The sequence below is a fragment of the Mycolicibacterium anyangense genome, assembly GCF_010731855.1.
Taxonomy (GTDB): domain Bacteria; phylum Actinomycetota; class Actinomycetes; order Mycobacteriales; family Mycobacteriaceae; genus Mycobacterium; species Mycobacterium anyangense.
Window position 1 is genome coordinate 889,883 of record NZ_AP022620.1, and the last position, 17,137, is coordinate 907,019.

Annotated in this window: 17 protein-coding genes and 1 pseudogene; 14 read left to right on the forward strand and 4 right to left on the reverse strand. The window is 65.1% G+C overall.

Annotation, left to right across the window (positions count from 1 at the left end):
- Positions 1-33: 33 nt before the first annotated feature.
- Complete coding sequence (locus G6N35_RS04205; protein WP_163803109.1) at positions 34-447, reverse strand: Zn-ribbon domain-containing OB-fold protein; 414 nt, start codon at positions 445-447, stop codon at positions 34-36.
- A gap of 102 nt (positions 448-549) precedes the next feature.
- On the opposite strand from G6N35_RS04205, the gene G6N35_RS04210 reads away from it, so the two are divergent.
- From G6N35_RS04210 to G6N35_RS04225, 4 genes are all read left to right on the forward strand, one after another.
- Positions 550-1,008, forward strand: a complete 459-nt coding sequence (locus G6N35_RS04210; RefSeq protein WP_163803110.1) for a MaoC family dehydratase — start codon at positions 550-552, stop codon at positions 1,006-1,008.
- A gap of 115 nt (positions 1,009-1,123) precedes the next feature.
- Positions 1,124-2,335 carry an amidohydrolase family protein gene (locus G6N35_RS04215; RefSeq protein WP_163803111.1) on the forward strand — a complete coding sequence of 404 codons (1,212 nt, stop codon included), beginning with the start codon at positions 1,124-1,126 and terminating at the stop codon, positions 2,333-2,335.
- A 32-nt stretch (positions 2,336-2,367) separates the two neighbouring features.
- Positions 2,368-3,915 (forward strand): class I adenylate-forming enzyme family protein, encoded by a 1,548-nt coding sequence (locus G6N35_RS04220; RefSeq protein ID WP_220098502.1) that lies wholly within the window; start codon positions 2,368-2,370, stop codon positions 3,913-3,915.
- 25 nt (positions 3,916-3,940) lie between these two features.
- Entirely contained in the window at positions 3,941-4,546 is a 606-nt protein-coding gene (locus G6N35_RS04225) for a TetR/AcrR family transcriptional regulator (protein WP_163803113.1), read from the forward strand.
- Between the two features lie 4 nt (positions 4,547-4,550).
- On the opposite strand, the gene G6N35_RS04230 is transcribed toward G6N35_RS04225, so the two are convergent.
- A complete protein-coding gene (locus tag G6N35_RS04230; RefSeq protein ID WP_281357065.1) occupies positions 4,551-5,372 on the reverse strand; it encodes a mycofactocin-coupled SDR family oxidoreductase in 822 nt (273 codons plus the stop codon).
- A gap of 154 nt (positions 5,373-5,526) precedes the next feature.
- Between G6N35_RS04230 and G6N35_RS04235 the strand changes: the two genes are divergently transcribed.
- The 5 genes and pseudogenes from G6N35_RS04235 (at position 5,527) to G6N35_RS27745 (ending at position 10,279) form a co-directional block, all read left to right on the forward strand.
- The gene (locus tag G6N35_RS04235) at positions 5,527-6,762 is read left to right on the forward strand and encodes a Zn-ribbon domain-containing OB-fold protein (RefSeq protein WP_163803115.1); all 1,236 of its coding nucleotides are present in this window, start codon (positions 5,527-5,529) and stop codon (positions 6,760-6,762) included.
- Positions 6,759-7,919: a thiolase C-terminal domain-containing protein gene (locus tag G6N35_RS04240; protein ID WP_163803116.1), complete on the forward strand. Its 1,161-nt coding sequence runs from the start codon at positions 6,759-6,761 to the stop codon at positions 7,917-7,919. The genes G6N35_RS04235 and G6N35_RS04240 overlap by 4 nt, the downstream gene beginning before the upstream one ends.
- A gap of 11 nt (positions 7,920-7,930) precedes the next feature.
- Positions 7,931-8,737: an enoyl-CoA hydratase/isomerase family protein gene (locus tag G6N35_RS04245; protein ID WP_163803117.1), complete on the forward strand. Its 807-nt coding sequence runs from the start codon at positions 7,931-7,933 to the stop codon at positions 8,735-8,737.
- 18 nt (positions 8,738-8,755) lie between these two features.
- A pseudogene (locus G6N35_RS04250) lies at positions 8,756-9,844 on the forward strand (class I adenylate-forming enzyme family protein); the annotation flags it as partial.
- The gene (locus tag G6N35_RS27745; RefSeq protein ID WP_407664601.1) at positions 9,839-10,279 is read left to right on the forward strand and encodes a class I adenylate-forming enzyme family protein; all 441 of its coding nucleotides are present in this window, start codon (positions 9,839-9,841) and stop codon (positions 10,277-10,279) included. The pseudogene G6N35_RS04250 and the gene G6N35_RS27745, both read left to right, overlap by 6 nt.
- Before the next feature lies 1 nt (position 10,280).
- On the opposite strand, the gene G6N35_RS04255 is transcribed toward G6N35_RS27745, so the two are convergent.
- Together G6N35_RS04255 and G6N35_RS04260 are read right to left on the reverse strand one after the other, a co-directional pair.
- Complete coding sequence (locus G6N35_RS04255) at positions 10,281-11,066, reverse strand: enoyl-CoA hydratase/isomerase family protein (protein WP_163803119.1); 786 nt, start codon at positions 11,064-11,066, stop codon at positions 10,281-10,283.
- A 70-nt stretch (positions 11,067-11,136) separates the two neighbouring features.
- On the reverse strand, positions 11,137-11,742 hold the full coding sequence (locus G6N35_RS04260) for a TetR/AcrR family transcriptional regulator (RefSeq protein ID WP_163803120.1): 606 nt from the start codon (positions 11,740-11,742) through the stop codon (positions 11,137-11,139).
- 84 nt (positions 11,743-11,826) lie between these two features.
- On the opposite strand from G6N35_RS04260, the gene G6N35_RS04265 reads away from it, so the two are divergent.
- From G6N35_RS04265 to G6N35_RS04285, 5 genes are all read left to right on the forward strand, one after another.
- Complete coding sequence (locus G6N35_RS04265; RefSeq protein ID WP_163803121.1) at positions 11,827-12,951, forward strand: serine hydrolase domain-containing protein; 1,125 nt, start codon at positions 11,827-11,829, stop codon at positions 12,949-12,951.
- The gene (locus tag G6N35_RS04270) at positions 12,948-14,117 is read left to right on the forward strand and encodes an acyl-CoA dehydrogenase family protein (protein ID WP_163803122.1); all 1,170 of its coding nucleotides are present in this window, start codon (positions 12,948-12,950) and stop codon (positions 14,115-14,117) included. Before G6N35_RS04265 ends, G6N35_RS04270 begins: the two co-directional genes overlap by 4 nt.
- Complete coding sequence (locus G6N35_RS04275) at positions 14,117-15,058, forward strand: acyl-CoA dehydrogenase family protein (protein ID WP_163803123.1); 942 nt, start codon at positions 14,117-14,119, stop codon at positions 15,056-15,058. The genes G6N35_RS04270 and G6N35_RS04275 overlap by 1 nt, the downstream gene beginning before the upstream one ends.
- Positions 15,055-15,858 (forward strand): enoyl-CoA hydratase/isomerase family protein, encoded by an 804-nt coding sequence (locus G6N35_RS04280; protein ID WP_163803124.1) that lies wholly within the window; start codon positions 15,055-15,057, stop codon positions 15,856-15,858. Before G6N35_RS04275 ends, G6N35_RS04280 begins: the two co-directional genes overlap by 4 nt.
- A 65-nt stretch (positions 15,859-15,923) precedes the next feature.
- Entirely contained in the window at positions 15,924-17,132 is a 1,209-nt protein-coding gene (locus G6N35_RS04285) for an amidohydrolase family protein (protein ID WP_163803125.1), read from the forward strand.
- The last annotated feature ends 5 nt before the right edge of the window (positions 17,133-17,137 follow it).

Sequence of the window (17,137 nt, forward strand, 5' to 3'; positions counted from 1 at the left end):
GTGCTGATGCTGTGAACGGAGTCGGGCCAGTGTTCAGGCGGGGGTGAAGGCGTACGTCAACAACGATTCGCCGTCGGCGGTCTGGAAGATCGTCGTGGTGGTGACCATCGGCTGACCGATCTGCAGCTCCTCCGGTGCGGCGCCGACCACCAAGCCCTCGACCAGCAGCCCCTCCGGCAGTTCCACATAACCGACGGTGTAGCGGGCGAACGCCTCGGGGGAGCGGCTGCCCTTGTACGGGAGCGGCGGGATGAACTCCTGGGTGGTGAACGTGTACAGGGTGCCGTGGCTGGACAGGTCGATCTTCTCCAGCTCACCGTCGCCGTCGAGCAGGAAGTCGGCTTCGGCAGGGAACTTGACCGGGGCACCGGCACCGCGGCGGGATCCGATCAGCACGGTTCGCTCACCTTCGGTCCGGAAGAGTCCCTCAGCGATCATTTGCGTCATCTGTTACCTCGATCGGCACGTATGGGTCCGGAGTGATCCGGCTTGATAATACAGTGTATAGATCTACCGGAATAATTAACCAAAATCTACTTCGGAGGCAGGATGAAAACCATGGACTCGATGGACGACGTGCTGGGATCGCTCGGCGCCGACCTCGGCACCAGCGATTGGGTGCGAATCGATCAGTCCAGGATCGACCTGTTCGCCGAGGCCACCGGAGATCACCAGTGGATTCACGTCGACGTCGAGCGGGCGAAGGCGGAGAGTCCCTTCGGATCGACCATCGCCCACGGATTCCTGACCCTGTCGATGATCCCCATCCTGAGCAAGGACCTCTTCGTGGTGCGCGGGGCCAAGATGGCCGTCAACTACGGGCTGAACAAGGTTCGCTTCGTTTCACCGGTGCCTGTCGGGAGTCGAATCCGGCTGCATTCCGAAGTTGCGGCCGTGGATAAGACCGGTGACAACACGGTCAATCTGACCGTCCGTCACACCGTCCAGATCGAGGGCAACGACAAGCCGGCCGCGGTGGCGGAGCTGATCGCCCGCTACGTGTTCTGAGCAAGTTTCGGACCCTGTCCGAAATGTCTCGAACCGGCGGCTTCCGCAATAAAGTGCCAACATGGTATAAAACAGGTGAGGCGCATCCACCCACGCTTCTCGACAAGGAGTCTCCATGGCACTCATTCAGGACACCGTCGGTCCGCTGCCATACCTGCTGACCGACTTCGACCAGCATTCCTACGAATCCACCGACTGCTTCACCCGGTTCATGCCGAAGGCCAAGTTGGATTCAGCGGTTCACCTGGTGGAGATGCCCAGCGGGCACAAGGCGTTGTTGGCCAACGACCGGCTCGTCACCGCTTTCGAGAAGGAACACGATTTGTCGAAGGCCTATGTCCCAGGGTCTTTGGTGGAGATGCTGACTCAGCGCGCATCGGGCAATGCCACTGACGCCGAGCGGTTCTTCGAACCTCTCCAGAAGGAATACCTCGACCGGGACGCGCGCCTGATTCAGCTCGGCGAGCAGCAGATCGAGAAAGCCATCATGTATCCCGGTGGCTGGGCGCTACTGGCCGAGCCGTTTCTCAAGGACGACGTCGACGCGCTGTACGACAATTACGAGTCGTTCAACAAATGGATCAACGAAGACTGGGGCTTCAACTACCAGGACACGATCTACGCACCCGCGCTGCTCTCGCTGCGCGACCTCGACCGTGCTGTCGCCGAGCTGGACCGGGTTCTCGCGGCCGGTGCGAAGTTCGTCGTGCTGCCGTGTGGTCCGGTCTACGGGCGTAGCCCGGGCGATCCGTATTTCGACCCGTTCTGGGCTCGGCTCAACGAGGCCAAAGCGGTGGTGTGCTATCACATCGCCGAGAACCATTATCAGGAACACGTTGCCTCGCAATGGGGATGGAAGATGGGACCACCGTTCCAGTTCTCGGCCTGGCAGTGGCAGAACACCTACGGCGAGCGCCCCATCACCGACACGCTGTCGGCGCTGATATTCGACAACATCTTCGGCCGGTTCCCGGACCTGCGTGTCGTGGTCAGCGAGTACGGCGCCTCCTGGATTCCGCACTTCATCAACCACATGGACAAGAGTCGCGGGATGGCTCGGCTGGGCCCGTGGCTGGGCGGTCAGCTGACCGAGCGTCCCAGTACGATCTTCAAGCGCCATGTCAACGTCGTGCCGTATCCCGAGGACGACACGGTGAAGATCGCCGATGAACTCGGCACCACCGAGTGCCTGGTGATGGGATCGGACTGGCCGCACGCCGAGGGGCTGCGCGAGCCGGCCGAGATGTACCTTCGGGTCGAAGGCCTCGGTGAAGAGCGCCGCAAGGCATTCACCCGTGACAACGGGATGGACCTGTTCCTCAACTAGGGGCTGCCATGGCATCAAACACCGTTGGGGCCATGCTGCGTGCGGCCGCGCGGGCGCATCCCGCGCGGCCGGCGCTGCAGTGGTCAGCTGACGGCAGGTTGGCGAGCCTCACCTGGCGGGACGTGGTGGCACTGGCCGAGGCTGGCGCCACCGCACTACGCGCAGGGTCACCCCGTAATGCGCCTGTCGCGGTGTGGGGCGTGAACTCGCCGGCCTGGGTTGTGTTGTTCTACGCCGCGGCATTCTCGGGTCGTCCGCTCGTGCCGATCAATCCGAATCTGACCGACGCTGAGGTTGGCGTCCTCCTCGCCGACAGCGGTGCCAGCACTGTTCTCGCCGACTCGGCTGGCGGCCTGCTCGACCGGGCCACGCAGTTGTGCGGACGCGGCGGCAGCGAGATCGAGGTCACCGATCTGCAGGTGTGGTGTGACCGGCTCGCCACGGTGGACGCGGCGGCGGTGGACGCGGTTGCGACCGTGTCGGTTCGACCGTCTGATCCGTTCTTGATCCAATACACCTCGGGGACCACCGGCACTCCCAAAGGCGCGGTGCTCAGCCACCAGGCGTGTCTTGATGCCGCTTGTGCGATGACGGCACACTTGCGGGTCAATGAACATGAAATCTGGTGCAGCCCTTTGCCGCTGCATCACGTTGGGGGATCTGTCGCGCTGGCGTTAGGTCCGGCGACGCTGGCCGGAACCTACGTCATGGTCACCGATTTCACGGCCGAGAGCTTTGTTTCCTCGGCCGCGCTGTCGGGGGCGACCCTGCTCGGCGGCGTACCGACGCTGTTCCTGCGAATCCTCGATGACCCCGAGTTGTCGACGGTGCAGTTACCCGCGCTGTCTGCGGTGATCGTCGGGGGAGCCTCGATCCCGCCCGATCTGGTCGAGCGCCTGGAGCGACACTTCGGCGCGCCTGCGGCGGTGTTCTACGGCCAAAGTGAGGCCCCGGTCATCACCGCCACCGATCTCGACGACGCACCTGCGGTGAAGGCGAGCACTATTGGCCGGCCGTTGCCGAACCGGCAGGTGCGCATCATTGATCCGTCCTCTGGCCTTCCGGTGTCGGTCGGGAAGACGGGGGAGATCGTCGTTCGAACACCCTCGGCGATGGCCGAATATCTCAATCGCCCCGAACAGACAGCGCAGGCGATCGACGATGACGGATGGTTGCATACCGGCGACCTCGGTTCGCTGGATCCTGCGGGTCGCCTGCACTTCCGCGGCCGGCTCAAGGAGATGATCGTGCGCGGGGGCGAGAACATCTACGCCGTCGAGGTGGAGAACGCCATCTTGTCGCATCCCGATGTCGGGCAGGTCGCCGTCGTGGGTCTACCCGACGCGCGCTGGGGAGAGATCGTCGCTGCGGCGGTGGTTCCCGTTCCGGGAACCGTCTTGTCAGCCGACCGGCTCGCGGCACACGTGAAAGCCGTGTTGGCGCCGTTCAAGAGGCCGGTGCGCTGGCAGATCGCGGGCCAGTTGCCCATGACGGCCTCGGGAAAGGTGCAGAAGTTCCGCATCGTCGAGGCCATGGCAGCGGACATGGTAGGGGACATCGGAGAAGGTAAAGCCCGGTGACCACCGCGCCGGTAGTCTGTCGCGGGTGACCAGCACGCCGATGACCGACGCGGGCGGCCCGGGGCGGCCACGGGATCCCTCGGTGGAGGCACGGGTGATCGAGGCCGCCAAGGAAGAGTTGGCCGAGCGCGGATTCGAGGCATTCAGTATGCGCAGTGTCGCGCGCCGTGCCGGGGTGTCGCGTCCCAGTCTGGCTCTACGCTGGCCGGACCGTGACGCCCTGATCATCGACACTCTCGATCGACTGACCCAATGGCCGATGCCCGACCCCAGCGCCAGCGTGCGCGCAGAGATCGACGTCATCATCGCGCACGTCGCGTCGCTGATGAACCCGTCGATGCTGGGAATTCAGCTCCGGCTGATCGCCGATGCCCCCCGTCACCCGCAACTGTTCAAGGCGTTTCGCGATCAGGTCATGGCCAAAGCCGGCGTCCGGTTGACGACATTGCTCGACCGAGCCGTCGCAGAGGGCGAATTGCCGCCTGATATCGACACCCATTGGTACGCGGATGCGCTCATCGGTGTGGTGTTCATGCGGACGTTGCGATCCGCCGGGCTCAAGCCGCCGTCCCCGGAAGCGCAGCGCCGCATCGTTGATGCCATGTGGTCGACGGCTACGCAGCGGCAGTGATTGCTCAGCGTGCCGAAAAGCCGGCGTCGACCGGCAGGGCCACTCCGGTGACATACCGGCCGGTGTCGCTGACAAGGTAGAGGACGGCGTTCGAGATGTCCTCCGGCTCCACCCAGGGGATCGGCAACAGGTTCTTCGTGCTCTCGAACAGACTGGGATCTGCGGCGGCGAAGAAGCTCTCCATCACCTCGTTCTGGATCATCGGCGTCGCCACCCCGGTGGGGTGGATAGTGTTCACCCGAATACCTTGGGGACCAAGCCAATTCGCGAGATTACGCATCATGCCGACCAGGGCGTGCTTGGCGCAGGTGTAGCCCAGACTGGCGCCGGTGCCCTGGCCACCAGTGCCTTTGAGGCCCTGGGTGGAACTCACCAGCACGATCGACCCCGATCCCTTGGCGATCAGGCTGTCGACCGCCGCCGTGACGGTGTTGTAGACGCCGACGAGGTTGACGCCGATGACGTCATTGAACTGCCTGACGGAGTCCTGATCGGGTAATCCCACGGGCGCGATGCCTGCATTCGCGAGGATGATGTCGACGGAACCCAGCTGGTTCTCGGCATCGGCGATCACCGTCCGCAGCGCGTCGAGGTCGCGGACGTCGGCTTCCGCGGCGACGATCCGGCCACCTACTCCGCGGACCTGTGCCACCGTCTCGGCCAGGTCGTCGGGGGTCGCCATCGGATACTCGACGGACGGGATCTGGGCGCAGATGTCGATGGCGATCACCGCGGCACCCTCGCGGGCCAACGCTACGGCGTGACTGCGGCCCTGGCCTCGAGCTGCGCCGGTGACGACGGCGACCTTGCCGTCCAATGCGCCCACAGAGACCTCCATGCGTCGACGGTTAGAGATGGATTATTACACTAACTGATGAGGGCGTTGCGGATCTTTTCGAGGCCTACCGCTGACACTTGACTAATTAGCTTAATAATGTAACTCTATTGCCATTCGTGGACGCCTGAGGACAGGGGCATTGATGGCGGCGATCAGCGCAGTCGGCACATATCTTCCACCGTGGATAGTGGGCAAACGTCGGGTCGCCGGACCGGACGAGGACGCCCTCACCATGGCCGTAGCTGCAGGGCGGGCGGCGGACGCCAGCGCGACCGCGAGCCGGGTGGTCCTGGTATCGCGCGACTTCCCGCTGCTCGAAGGTGGCAATGCCGCGGTATTGCTGGCCGGTCTGTCGCTGAGTCCGGCGACAGCGGTTGCCGAGGTGCTCGGCGGCGCCGCGGCCGTTGTCGATCAGATCGCGCTGGCCGAGCCGGGGACGCTGGTCATCGCCGCCGACCACAACGACCGCAGCTGCGGCGCCGGTGCAGTCCTCACCGGTAGTTCTGACGGGACGCCCCAGCTCTCGCCGGTCTCCCGCAACGCTCGAAGCCTGCCGTTGACCGCTCGCGGAGCCGATGGGCGGCGCCACGAGTACGTGGACCCCCGTCTGCTGCGCGAGGTCGGCATGTCGCAGACGCTGGCCCGCCTCGAGGTGGCCGGTGACGACACCGCGGTGAGTGTGCTGGCCGGGGTGGGGGCAGCGCAGTTGGGCGACCGATTCGACACCGCTGCTGCAGCGGCGGATTCGACTGAGTCCGCGGCCGCTGTCATCCGACTCCTTGCGCAGGCATTGGAAAGCGACCACAGCGGTTTGGTCATCGGTTTCGACCAGTCGACGGCGGTGGTGGCCCGCCTGGACGTCGGCACGGTAAGCGCGAGGATCACCCGCGACGAAACGGACCCGGCCGAGCTTCCCAAGACGAAGGTCGCCGACGGCAACGGCATTCCGATCTCGCTGCCGGCCTACAGCCGCGCCTTCGAGCCGAAACTCTACTGGGAAGCTGCGGTGTTCGAGGAGGGCAAGGGCGTCGACTCGACACCGGTCTTCCCGCCACGGATGCGCACCGACGATGCCGGCACGCTGTTGTCGGACCACACCAGGGTGCCTCTGCCGCGCAGTGGATCGGTCTACACGGTGTCCACCGTTCGTATCCCGGTTCCCGATCTGCCGAGTCCGTACTCGTTGGCGATCGTTGCCCTGGACGACAGCCCGGTTCGGGTATTGCTCAAGGTGACCGGGGTGCCTGCCGGCGAGGTCGAGATCGGCCAGTCCGGCGCCGTGGTGTTGCGGCGCATCGCGCTGAGATCGGGCATCCCCGATTACGGATACATGTTCTGGCCGGGCAAGGTGCTCGCGACGCAGGAGGTACTCGCATGAGGAACGTCGCCATCGTCGGTGCCGGAATGACCTCGTTTGGTGAGCATTTCGGTCTGGGTATCAAGGACCTGGTTCCGATGGCCTACGCTGCCGCGGCCGCGCATGTCGACAAGGGCATCGACAAGAGCGACATCGAGGCAGCCTGGTTCGGCGAACTGTCCACCACCGACGGCTTTCCGTCCGGAATCCTCGCCGACACCCTCGATCTGGTCGACATCCCCGTCACACGTGTCGAGAATGCCTGTGCCACAGGCAATGACGCCGTCCGCAATGCGACGCTGGCGATCGCTTCCGGTGCGTATGACGTGGCCTTGGTAGTGGGTGCGGACAAGGTACGTGAGACCGCGACGAACGTCACGTTCTGGGAATGGGCGGCGTTCACTCGCGACAGCGCCTGGGATTACCCCCTCGGGCTGGTCGCGCCGGCGAACTTTGCCCTGCATGTCAACCGCTACCTGCACGAATCGCCGGCCACCAAGGAACACATGGCGATGGTCGCGGTGAAGAACCATTTCCATGCGCTGACCAACCCCCACGCGCAACTGCGCTACGAGATCACCGTGGAGCAGGCACTCGCGGCTCCACTGGTGGTCGATCCGTTCGGTCTGTACGACTGCACGCCACAGAGTGACGGCGCAGCCGCATTGTTCCTGGCAGCCGAGGATGTCGTCGACCGATACACCGACCGGCCGGTCTGGGTACGCGGCGTCGGACTGGGTCTGGACCGCGTCATGCACCAGCACAAAGCGGACATGACGACATTTCCGCCCACCGTTCGGGCTGCCAAAGCAGCGATGAAGATGGCGGGCGTCACCCCGAACGACATCGACGTCGCCGAGGTGCACGACTGCTTCACCGGTGTCGAGCTGATCAGCTATGAGGACCTCGGCTTCGCTGACCGATTCCAGGCGTACAAACTCGTCGAGTCTCGCGACAACTACGTGGGTGGGTCCATCCCGATCAATCCCAGTGGCGGTCTGAAGGCCAAGGGGCATCCGCCGGGTGCCACCGGTGTCGCGCAATGCTACGAGCTGTTCAACCAACTGCGCGGCGAGGCTGAAAACCAGGTCGACGGAGCCCGGGTGGGCCTGGCGCACAACATCGGTGGACCTACCGCCGTCTCGGCCGTCACCGTCCTATCCTCGGACAAGAACTAACAGGGAGCATCATGACCACCACTGAAATCTCTACCCTGGCCGGCTACGAAGCCTTCGCCCCATCACTTCTGGTCGAGAAGGTCGGTGCGGTTCACGTCGTGCGGATCAACCGGCCCCAGGCGTTCAATGCGGTCGACGAGGCGCTGCATCACGCGATGACGAAGATCTGGCGCGTGCTGCTCAACGATGACGATGTCAGGGCCGTGGTCATCACCGGCTCCGGAAAGGCCTTCTCCGCCGGTGGCGACATGGTCATGTTCGGTCGGCTCATCGAGGATCCGGTTGCCCGCGCGCACCAGATCGCCGAGGCGCGGGTGGTCTTCACCGAGGTGATCAATTTCGGCAAACCACTGGTGTCGGCGGTCAATGGCCCGGCAGTCGGGCTCGGTTGCTCGATCGCGCTGCTGTCCGACCTGGTGATCATGGGTGAGAACGCGTACCTGGCCGATCCGCATGTCGCGGTCGGGCTGACCGCCGGTGACGGCGGTGCTGCCATGCTGCCGCTGCTGATCGGTCTGACCAAGGCCAAGCAGTATGTGATGCTGGGTGACCGGATCACCGCCAAAGACGCTGAGCAGCTCGGTTTGGCCATCGAGGTCGTTGCCGACGACGCGGTGCTCGACAAGGCCCTGGCGCTCGGCGAGCGCCTGGCGGCGCTGCCGGCCCAGGCGCTGCGGTCGACCAAGATCGCGATGAACATGCATCTGAGCCGTGCGGCCCTCGGCGTCCTCGAATACGCGCTCGCCGAAGAATTCGTCTCGTTTTCCACGCCGGAATTCCAGGAGCGAGTTGCCGCCTTCCGGGCCAAGGCGAAGTAGCCACCGCGAGTATCGCCGATGTCGCGCCTCCCAGCGGCTACCCTCGGTGATCTGATCGAGGCCAACGCGCAACGATTTCCGGATGCGGTTGCTTATCGTGCAGCTGGCAGTTCGATCACACATTCCGAGTTATCCTCCCGGGCAACGCGATTGGCGTCGGCGCTGGCTAGGTCTGGAGTCCGGCGGCAGGATCGCGTGGTCCTGTTCGGGCAGAACAGCATCCCGTTCTGTGAGGTGCTCGCTGCCGGTCAGCTCAGCGGAGTGATCATTGCGACGCCCAACTGGCGATGGTCGCTGGCCGAAGTGCGGGCTGCCATCGAGCAGGTCGACCCCGCTATCGTGTTCTGCGATCCGGAATTCACCGAGCTGATCACCGCTGCCGTCGAGGGTGTCTCGCTGCCTGGCGGAATCGTGTCCTTCGGAGCCGAGTACAACAGCTTTCTGACTGCCGGCGATGACCAACTGCCCTACGCTGCGCGGCCCGATGACATTGCGTTGCTGTTGTTCACCAGTGGCACCACCGGCGGAGCCAAGTGCTGCATCGAAGGGCAGCAGGAGTTCCTCGGCGTCCTGCACACCATGAACAACACCATGCGCACCGGTAATGCCGACCGGGTGCTGATCAACATGCCGATGTGCCACATCGGGGCGATGGCGATTGCCGGGGGAGTTCATGCAGGTGGCGGAACAGTGGTGCTGCAGCGGCAATTCGATATCGCCGATTCGCTGATACTTGCCGCGCAGCAGAACATCACGGTGCTGCACCTCGCCCCGGTGATGTTGCAACGGCTTCTCGACGTGCCCAGTGCTGCTGCGGATCTGGCCACTGTGCGGACGGTCGTGTATGCCGCCGCGCCCATCACGGTCCCGCTGCTGAGGCGAGCATTGCAGACCCTGCCGGACGCGCAGTTCGTCAACATGTACGGCCAGACCGAGGGCATCGTATCCGGGCTGCCGCCCGAACTGCATAGGGTCGACTCCGCCCTCGAGCTCGGTTCGGTCGGATTCCCGTTTCATGGGGTGGACGTCCGTGTGGTCGACGAGGACGGAAACGACGCATCCCCCGGCGTCCCAGGCGAAGTCATCGTGCGGTCCCCGACCATGTTCCGGGGCTACTGGAATGATCACGTGGCGACGTTGGCCGCGGTTCGGGACGGCTGGTATCACACTGGTGACATCGGGCGCTTCGATGCGCGCGGATTGCTCTACCTGATCGATCGTAAGAAGGACGTCATCGTCAGCGGCGGCGAGAACGTGTATTCGCCCGAGGTCGAGAACGCTCTTTGTGCTGTCCCCGGCATCAGCGAGTGTGCAGTGGTCGGGACGCCGGATGAACGTTTCGGGGAGACAGTGTGCGCAGTCGTGGTCTGCGGGCCCGACGCTGTCGTCACACTCGAGTCGATCGCTGTGCAGCTCACCGACCGGATCGCCCGCTACAAGATTCCCCGTCGACTCGTGATCGTGGACGCCTTGCCGCGCTTGGGCAGTGGCAAGGTCGACAAGAAGCGTCTGCGCGCCCAGCTGGCGGCCCAATCCGACTGAATCAGGACTTGGCCCGGGCCGCTGCCACCGCGTCCCGGTGCTCGGGCGAATGCATACTGCGCAGCTCGGCCTGCAGCGCGGACTCGTATGCGCGGTCGAGTTGCACATCGAGGTAGCTGTTCAGTGCCAGTTTGGTCGACTGCAGGGCATCCGCAGGCACTCCGGCGAGGCGGTATGCCAGCTCGACACTCTGCTGCATCAGATCGTCATGGGCCACCACCCGGGAGGCCAGGCCGAGTTCGACGGCCTTCTCCGGGGTGATCCGTCCGCCGAGGAACAGGAACTCTTTGGCCCGACCCAACCCGATCAACGCCGGCCATGTCATTCCGCCGTCGCCCGGGGCGAGACCCATGCGTAGGTGCGGGTCGGCCAGGAAAGACCGATCGGACAACACGGCCAGGTCTGCCAAGACGGCCAGGCTCGCGCCCAGCCCCACCGCAGGGCCGTTGACGGCAGCGACGACCGGCAGCGGGCAGCGGATCATGCCGGTGATGATCGCCCTGGCCTCGTCGATGGTCTGTGCGCGCATCTGCGCGTCGTCGACGTTCTCCTGCATGTAGTCGAAATCGCCACCCGCGCTGAAGAAGTCGCCTCGTGCGGTCAATACCACTGCGCGGGCCCCGGCGTCGCGGCCGAGAAGATCCCACACCCGCGCCAGCGACTGGTGCAGAGCGCGGTTGACGCCGTTGCGCTGCTGCGGCCGATTGAGGGTGACGATCCTGACAGGTCCGTCGCTGCTGACCAGAAGTTCATCGGGCAAGTCGTATCCGGTGGCCGGGGTCGTCATTGCTGTGGGTTTCCCTACTTCCGAGCGAAAGCGAACATCGCCCCAAATCGTACATGTACAGTGCAATGATTCAGCTATCAGCCTTGCCGTAGGAGTTCAGCAGGGCTTCGAGTGCGTTGATGAAGGTGGACTCGCGATGCAGTACGGCGATGTAGTCATGGATCTCGTCGACGGCATGTGCGGTGGAACTGAGTCGGAAATTGGCGCTGTCGGCGATCAGCAGTCGGCCGATGAAGAGTTGATGCACGCCCGCATAGGCCTCCCGGGCGGCGGCTGGGTCCAGGCCCGCACGCTCGAACTGATGAAGACTGAACAACAACTGGGCCTTGGCGTTGGGCAACAGCTTGCTGGTCAACACGACGCCGCTGATGCCTGGGACGCTCTGCAGGGCGCGATAGGCATGCGTGACGACGTAGATGATCTGCGCACGCCAGTCCATGGCCAGCGGGTCGGGCAGCACGACGCGCCCCAGTACCTCGTCACCCACCATGCGCAGAACGTCGTCCTTGTCTTCGACATGGTGATAAAGCGCCATCGCCGAGACGCCGAGCCGGCTTGCCAGGCTGCGCATCGTCACTGCTTCAACTCCGCCCTCGGTGAGCAGCGCGGTGGCGGCCGCGGTGATCGCGGCGCGATCCACCGGCGCGCGAGTGGGCCGCGATTGACGAGGTGGCATTGGCGCCTCCAACGGTTGACGAGCAGATGACCACGCAGCGAAGACCATACGCCCAGCGCCGATCATCGACGGATTGGAGAGTGCATGTCCGATGACGCCCCTGACCCACGCCGGGTCGAGCTCCTGCTGGAGCGGTGTCGCCTGGAGGTGGCTGACGGCACCTTGCCGTCCGCGCAGGTCGCCGTGCACCATCGCGGCCGCGAGTACGCCTGCGAAACCTTTGGTGACGCCACACCATCCACCCGGTACGTGCTGCAGTCGGCTGGTCGCACCATCATCGCCGGGGTGGTGTGGAAGCTGATCTCCGATGGTCTTCTCGATATCACCCGCACGGTGGCCTCCTACATTCCGGAGTTTGCGACCAACGGCAAGGAGGTCGTGACCGTCGAACACGTCCTCACCCACGTTGCGGGATTTCCGTTGGCGCCGTTGGCCTATCCGCAGATGCTGGATCGCGGACAGCGACTGGCGGCGTTCGCCAAGTGGCGCCTGGTGTACCCGCCGGGCACCGAGTTGCAATATCACCTCACCTCGGCGGCGTGGGTCATCGGCGAGCTTTGCGAACGGATCACCGGTTCGTCCATCGCCGACTACCTGCGCAACGTGCTGTCCGGACCATTGGGGCTGGACAGCATCGAGATCGGTCCGCCGGTGGAGCGTCAGGGCGACGTGGCACCATTCGTCCAGATCGACGACGACATCGACGCTGAACCCAACCCGTGGGGTCCGTGGTATCTGTCCCGCCCAGAGATCCTGGCGGCGGGGGAGCCCAGCCACTCGCTGGTGTCGACGGCGAGCGACCTCGCCGGCTGGTATCAAGCGCTGATGGCATCGCCGCTGTGGCGGCCCGATGTGGTGGCCGACGCGACGCGAGTCAGGGTCACGCTTGCGGTCACCGGGGAGCGCGGGGGCACCGCCAGCGTGCCTGCCAACCAGGCGCTGTTCGTCTCGGTCGCCGGTGACGACGGACTGTCCCGGGCCTTTCTGCCGACTACCGGCAGTCCCGCGGTGTTCGGCCATGGTGGTGCGCCATGTCAGATCGGCTTCGCCGACCCCGACACCGGACTGTCGGTCGCCTTCCTGACCAACGGCTATCCCACGACCGGCTACGAGCAGAGCCGCATCGGTCGCAACCGCATCGTCAACATCGCCAACCTGGCCGCTGACGTGTTCAGCACGCCGCGGCGGCCGGAAAGAGGACACCGATGAGCGATTCTGCTAGCACCCTTGATGCTGGGATTGCTGCGATACTAGGCGATTTCGACAAAGCCCTGGACGACGCCGAGGGCGAACTGTCACATCTGCGGGACACCCCCGAAGACATGTCCGCCGAGCTGGAGCAGTCGGCAACGCTGATGCGCTGGCTCTACGACGGAGGCTGGACGCGGCACGGCTGGAGCGCCGATGTGGGCGGAAGCGGAGGCTCGGCTCTGGTGCGCTGCCAGATCCTGGAGCGACTGGCCCTGCGCGGCTACCCACTCCCGAACCACCTTCTGGTGTTGGAAGTGGTCGGGCCGGCCGTGGCCAAGCATGCGCCCGACCTGGCTGCACGCGTTCTGCCCGCCGCCTTGCGCGGTGACGAGCTGTGGTCGCAGGGCTTCTCCGAACCGGAAGCGGGAAGCGATCTTGCCGCATTGCGGACCGTGGCGGTCCCCGGTGCGGATGGCACCTTCACCGTGAACGGGCAGAAAATCTGGACCTCCTACGGCTGGCGTGCCGACCGCATGGTGCTGCTCGCCCGCACCGGCAGCGTGGCCGATCGGCATCGCGGACTGGTGATGCTGCTCGTCGATCTGGACACCCCCGGCGTGCACACCCGGCCGATCGCCTTGGCCAGCGGCCGCGAGGAACTCGCCGAGGTGTTCTTCACCGATGTCCGGGTGCCTGCGGACAGGGTGATCGGGCAGATCGGTTCCGGCTGGGCAGTGGCCATGGATCTTCTGCAGTATGAGCGCGGTACCTACGCCTGGATGCGGATGGCGACTGCGACCAGCAGCCTGCGCCGCATTGTCGGTGCGGTCTCGGACAGTCCGCCGGTCGCGGCAGCCGAAGTCCTCGGATCGGCGTACCTCGGGGTGGCTGCATTGCGGGCACGCGCCGCCACCACGCTGCGCCGGCTGGACGCGGCCGAGGTGGTCGGGGCGGAAACCAGTATCGACAAACTCCTGCTATCCGTCGCTGAACAGGACGTTCTGGATGCGGCTGCCCGGTTGATGGCCGATGACTTCTTATTCGGCGATGACAGCGACGCACGCCGCTGGCGCGACGACTGGTGGTACTCCCGAGCTGCCTCGATCTATGGCGGCGCCCGTGAGATCCAGCACGGCATCGTCGCCGACCGACTCCTGAAGCTGCCCAGGGAAGGAGGACGCTGATGAACCAGCTGATCGACCCCGACACGGAGCGATTGCTCAGCGATTCCCTTCGGGACATGCTCGCTGGCGGCGGGGACGTGGCTTCTGGGCTGCATGAGATGGGCTGGAGCGACGTCACCGAGATCGACGCGCCTGCGGCGAGCCGGCTGCTGTTCACCGAGCTCGGCAGGTCAGGTCGTGCCTCGGCGCAGCTGGACAACATCTGCACAGCGGCAGCCGGATTGCCGCAGTCCCGCGTCATCCGGGTGGTCCACCCGCTGCGCGATACCTCGACCCCGGGCGTCATCGAGGGAGTGTTGCTCTCGCCACTGGACTCATGCGAGGTGGTGATCGGTGTCGTTGCCGGAACCCCGGCGACCGCCGTGCGTATCGACACGTCTGCCGCGGTGGCGTCGCTGCGGCCGGTGGGCGGATTCGATGCCGGTTCGGCCCTGGCGCACATCAGCATTCCGGCGGAGAAGATCAATACTGCTCCGGCAGAGGGGGATTGGGAGCGAGCGGTGAGTCGGGCCCGAGTGGCCCTGTCCTGGGAGCTGATTGGGAACGCCGAGGCCATGCTGGCGCTGGCGACAGCTCAGATATCCCAGCGCCAGCAGTTCGGCCGGCCCATTGGCAGCAATCAGTCGCCTCGCCACCGCATGGCGGAGGCTCACACCAAGATCGTCGCGTCGCGGGAACTGGCGGTGGCGGCGCAACAGGCCGATGACGGCTGGACAGCATTGACGGCAAAGGCCTATGCGGGCATGGCCTGGGACACCGTGATGCGGGGCTGCCTGCAGGTCTGCGGGGCCATCGGCTTGACGGCCGAGCACCCACTCGGTGCGCTGGTCCGGCGCGGTACCGTCCTTGAATCGCTTTATGGGAACTGGCGCGACCTGACCGCCCGGATCGGTTCTGATCTGCTGAGCAGCCGCACGATTCCGATCGGAGTGGCGCTGTGAACGACCACGCACATGCCCTCGTCGATGATCCTTACCCGGGGGCCTTGCGGATCACGCTGAACCGCCCAGAACGGCTCGGCGCCTACACGCCGGCCATGTGTGAGCAGATGTTGGCCGCGCTGAGACAAGCCCGGCTCGACGACGAAGTCCGGGTGGTGATCCTCACCGGTAAGGGCCGGGGGTTCTGCACCGGCGGGGATGTATCGCCCGGCGCGGGCTTCGACGAGGCGCTGTCGCACCAGATGGGGCGGGCGCGCGAACTGCGCGAGGATGCGCATGCCGTCATCACCGCGATTCACCACCTGGACAAACCGGTGATCTGCGCCGTCAACGGTATCGCCGTCAACGGCGGGCTGGCCTTCGCGCTGGCCTGCGACCTGCGGGTGGTGGCGCGCAGCGCCAAGCTGGGCGACACCAGTGCCCGGGTGGGTCTGTTGCCGGACGAGGGCGGTGCGTGGTTGTTCCCCCGAACAATGGGGTACGACAGAGCGTTTCGCATGGTCTCGTTGTCCGAGACCTACAGTGCGGCAGAAGCTTTGGATCTTGGTCTGGCCACCGAGGTGGTCGACGACGACCAGCTGGAACCGCGCGTCGCCGACCTCGCGCGGCGGTTCGTCCAGGCTGCCCCGCTGGCGTTGCGGGCGGTCAAGTTCATGATGCGCCGCGGACTGGAATCGACGTTGGACAGTTCGCTCGGCGATGCCCGCCAGGCGGTGCTGTGGGTCGGGCCGAGCTCAGACGCCCAGGAGGGCAAGGCGGCGTTCCTCGAGCGGCGGGCGCCCCGGTTCCGCGGCCAGTAGGGTTGCCACCGCATTACTATACGCGTATAGTTATATTATTGTTCTAGTTGGAAGGATTGTCGAACATGGCCCTTATCGAGAACACGGTCGGCGAACTGCCGTATCGGCTCACCGACTTCGATCAGCACAGCTACGAAGCGGAGGACTGCTTCACCCGCTTCATGCCCACGGCCAAGCAGGACACCGCTGTCAGGACGGTCATCGCGCCATCGGGACGCAAGATCCTGCTGGCGAACGACCGCATCGTGACCGCGTTGGAGAACGATCTCAACAACGCCTACGTGCCCGGCTCCCTGGTCGAGATGCTCAAGCAGCGAGCGTCGGGCGACGCCGCCGATGCCGAGCGCTTCTACGAGCCCATTCAGATCGAGTACCGCGACCGCGACGCCCGGCTCAAGCAGCTCGACGAACAGCAGATCGAACGGACCATCATGTATCCCGGAGGCTGGGCGCTGATGGCCGAGCAGTACCTCGACGGTATCGATCCTCTCTACGACAACATCGAGGCGTTCAACCGGTGGATCAACGAAGACTGGGGCTTCAACTACCGCAACCGCATCTATGCCCCGGCCCTGCTATCCCTGCGCGATCTGGACCGAGCCTGCGCCGAGTTGGACCGGGTCCTGGCCGCCGGTGCGCGATTCATCTATCTGCCTGCCGGCCCGGCGTACGGCCGCTCGCCCGGCGACCCGTACTTCGACCCGTTCTGGTCCCGCGTCAACGAGGCGCGAGCGGTGGTGTGCTTCCACATCGCCGAGTTCTACTACCAGAACAACGTCGCCGCCGACTGGGGCTGGGGGTTGACGCCGCCGTTCCAATTCTCGGCATGGCAGTGGCAGAACACCTATGGGGAACGTCCGATCACCGACACCCTGTCGGCCCTCATCTTCGACAACCTGTTCGGCCGCTACCCCAACATCAAGGTATTGGTCAGCGAGTTCGGTGCGGAATGGGTGCCACACTTCATCCGGCACATGGACAAGAGCCGCGGCATGGCACGGCTGGGCCGCTGGCTCGGCGGGCCGCTCACCGAACGTCCCAGCACGATCTTCAAGCAGCACGTCCGAGTCGTGCCGTACCCCGAAGACGACACCGTCGAGATGATCGAGAAGCTCGGCACCGATCAGACCTTGCTCATGGGCTCGGACTGGCCCCATGCCGAGGGGCTGCGCGAACCCGCCGACTTCTACGACAAGGTCGCCGGGCTCGATGAGACCAAACGGCGCAATTTCCTCCGGGAGAACGGAATGAAGCTGACCGACGGCCTCAACTGAGCCGC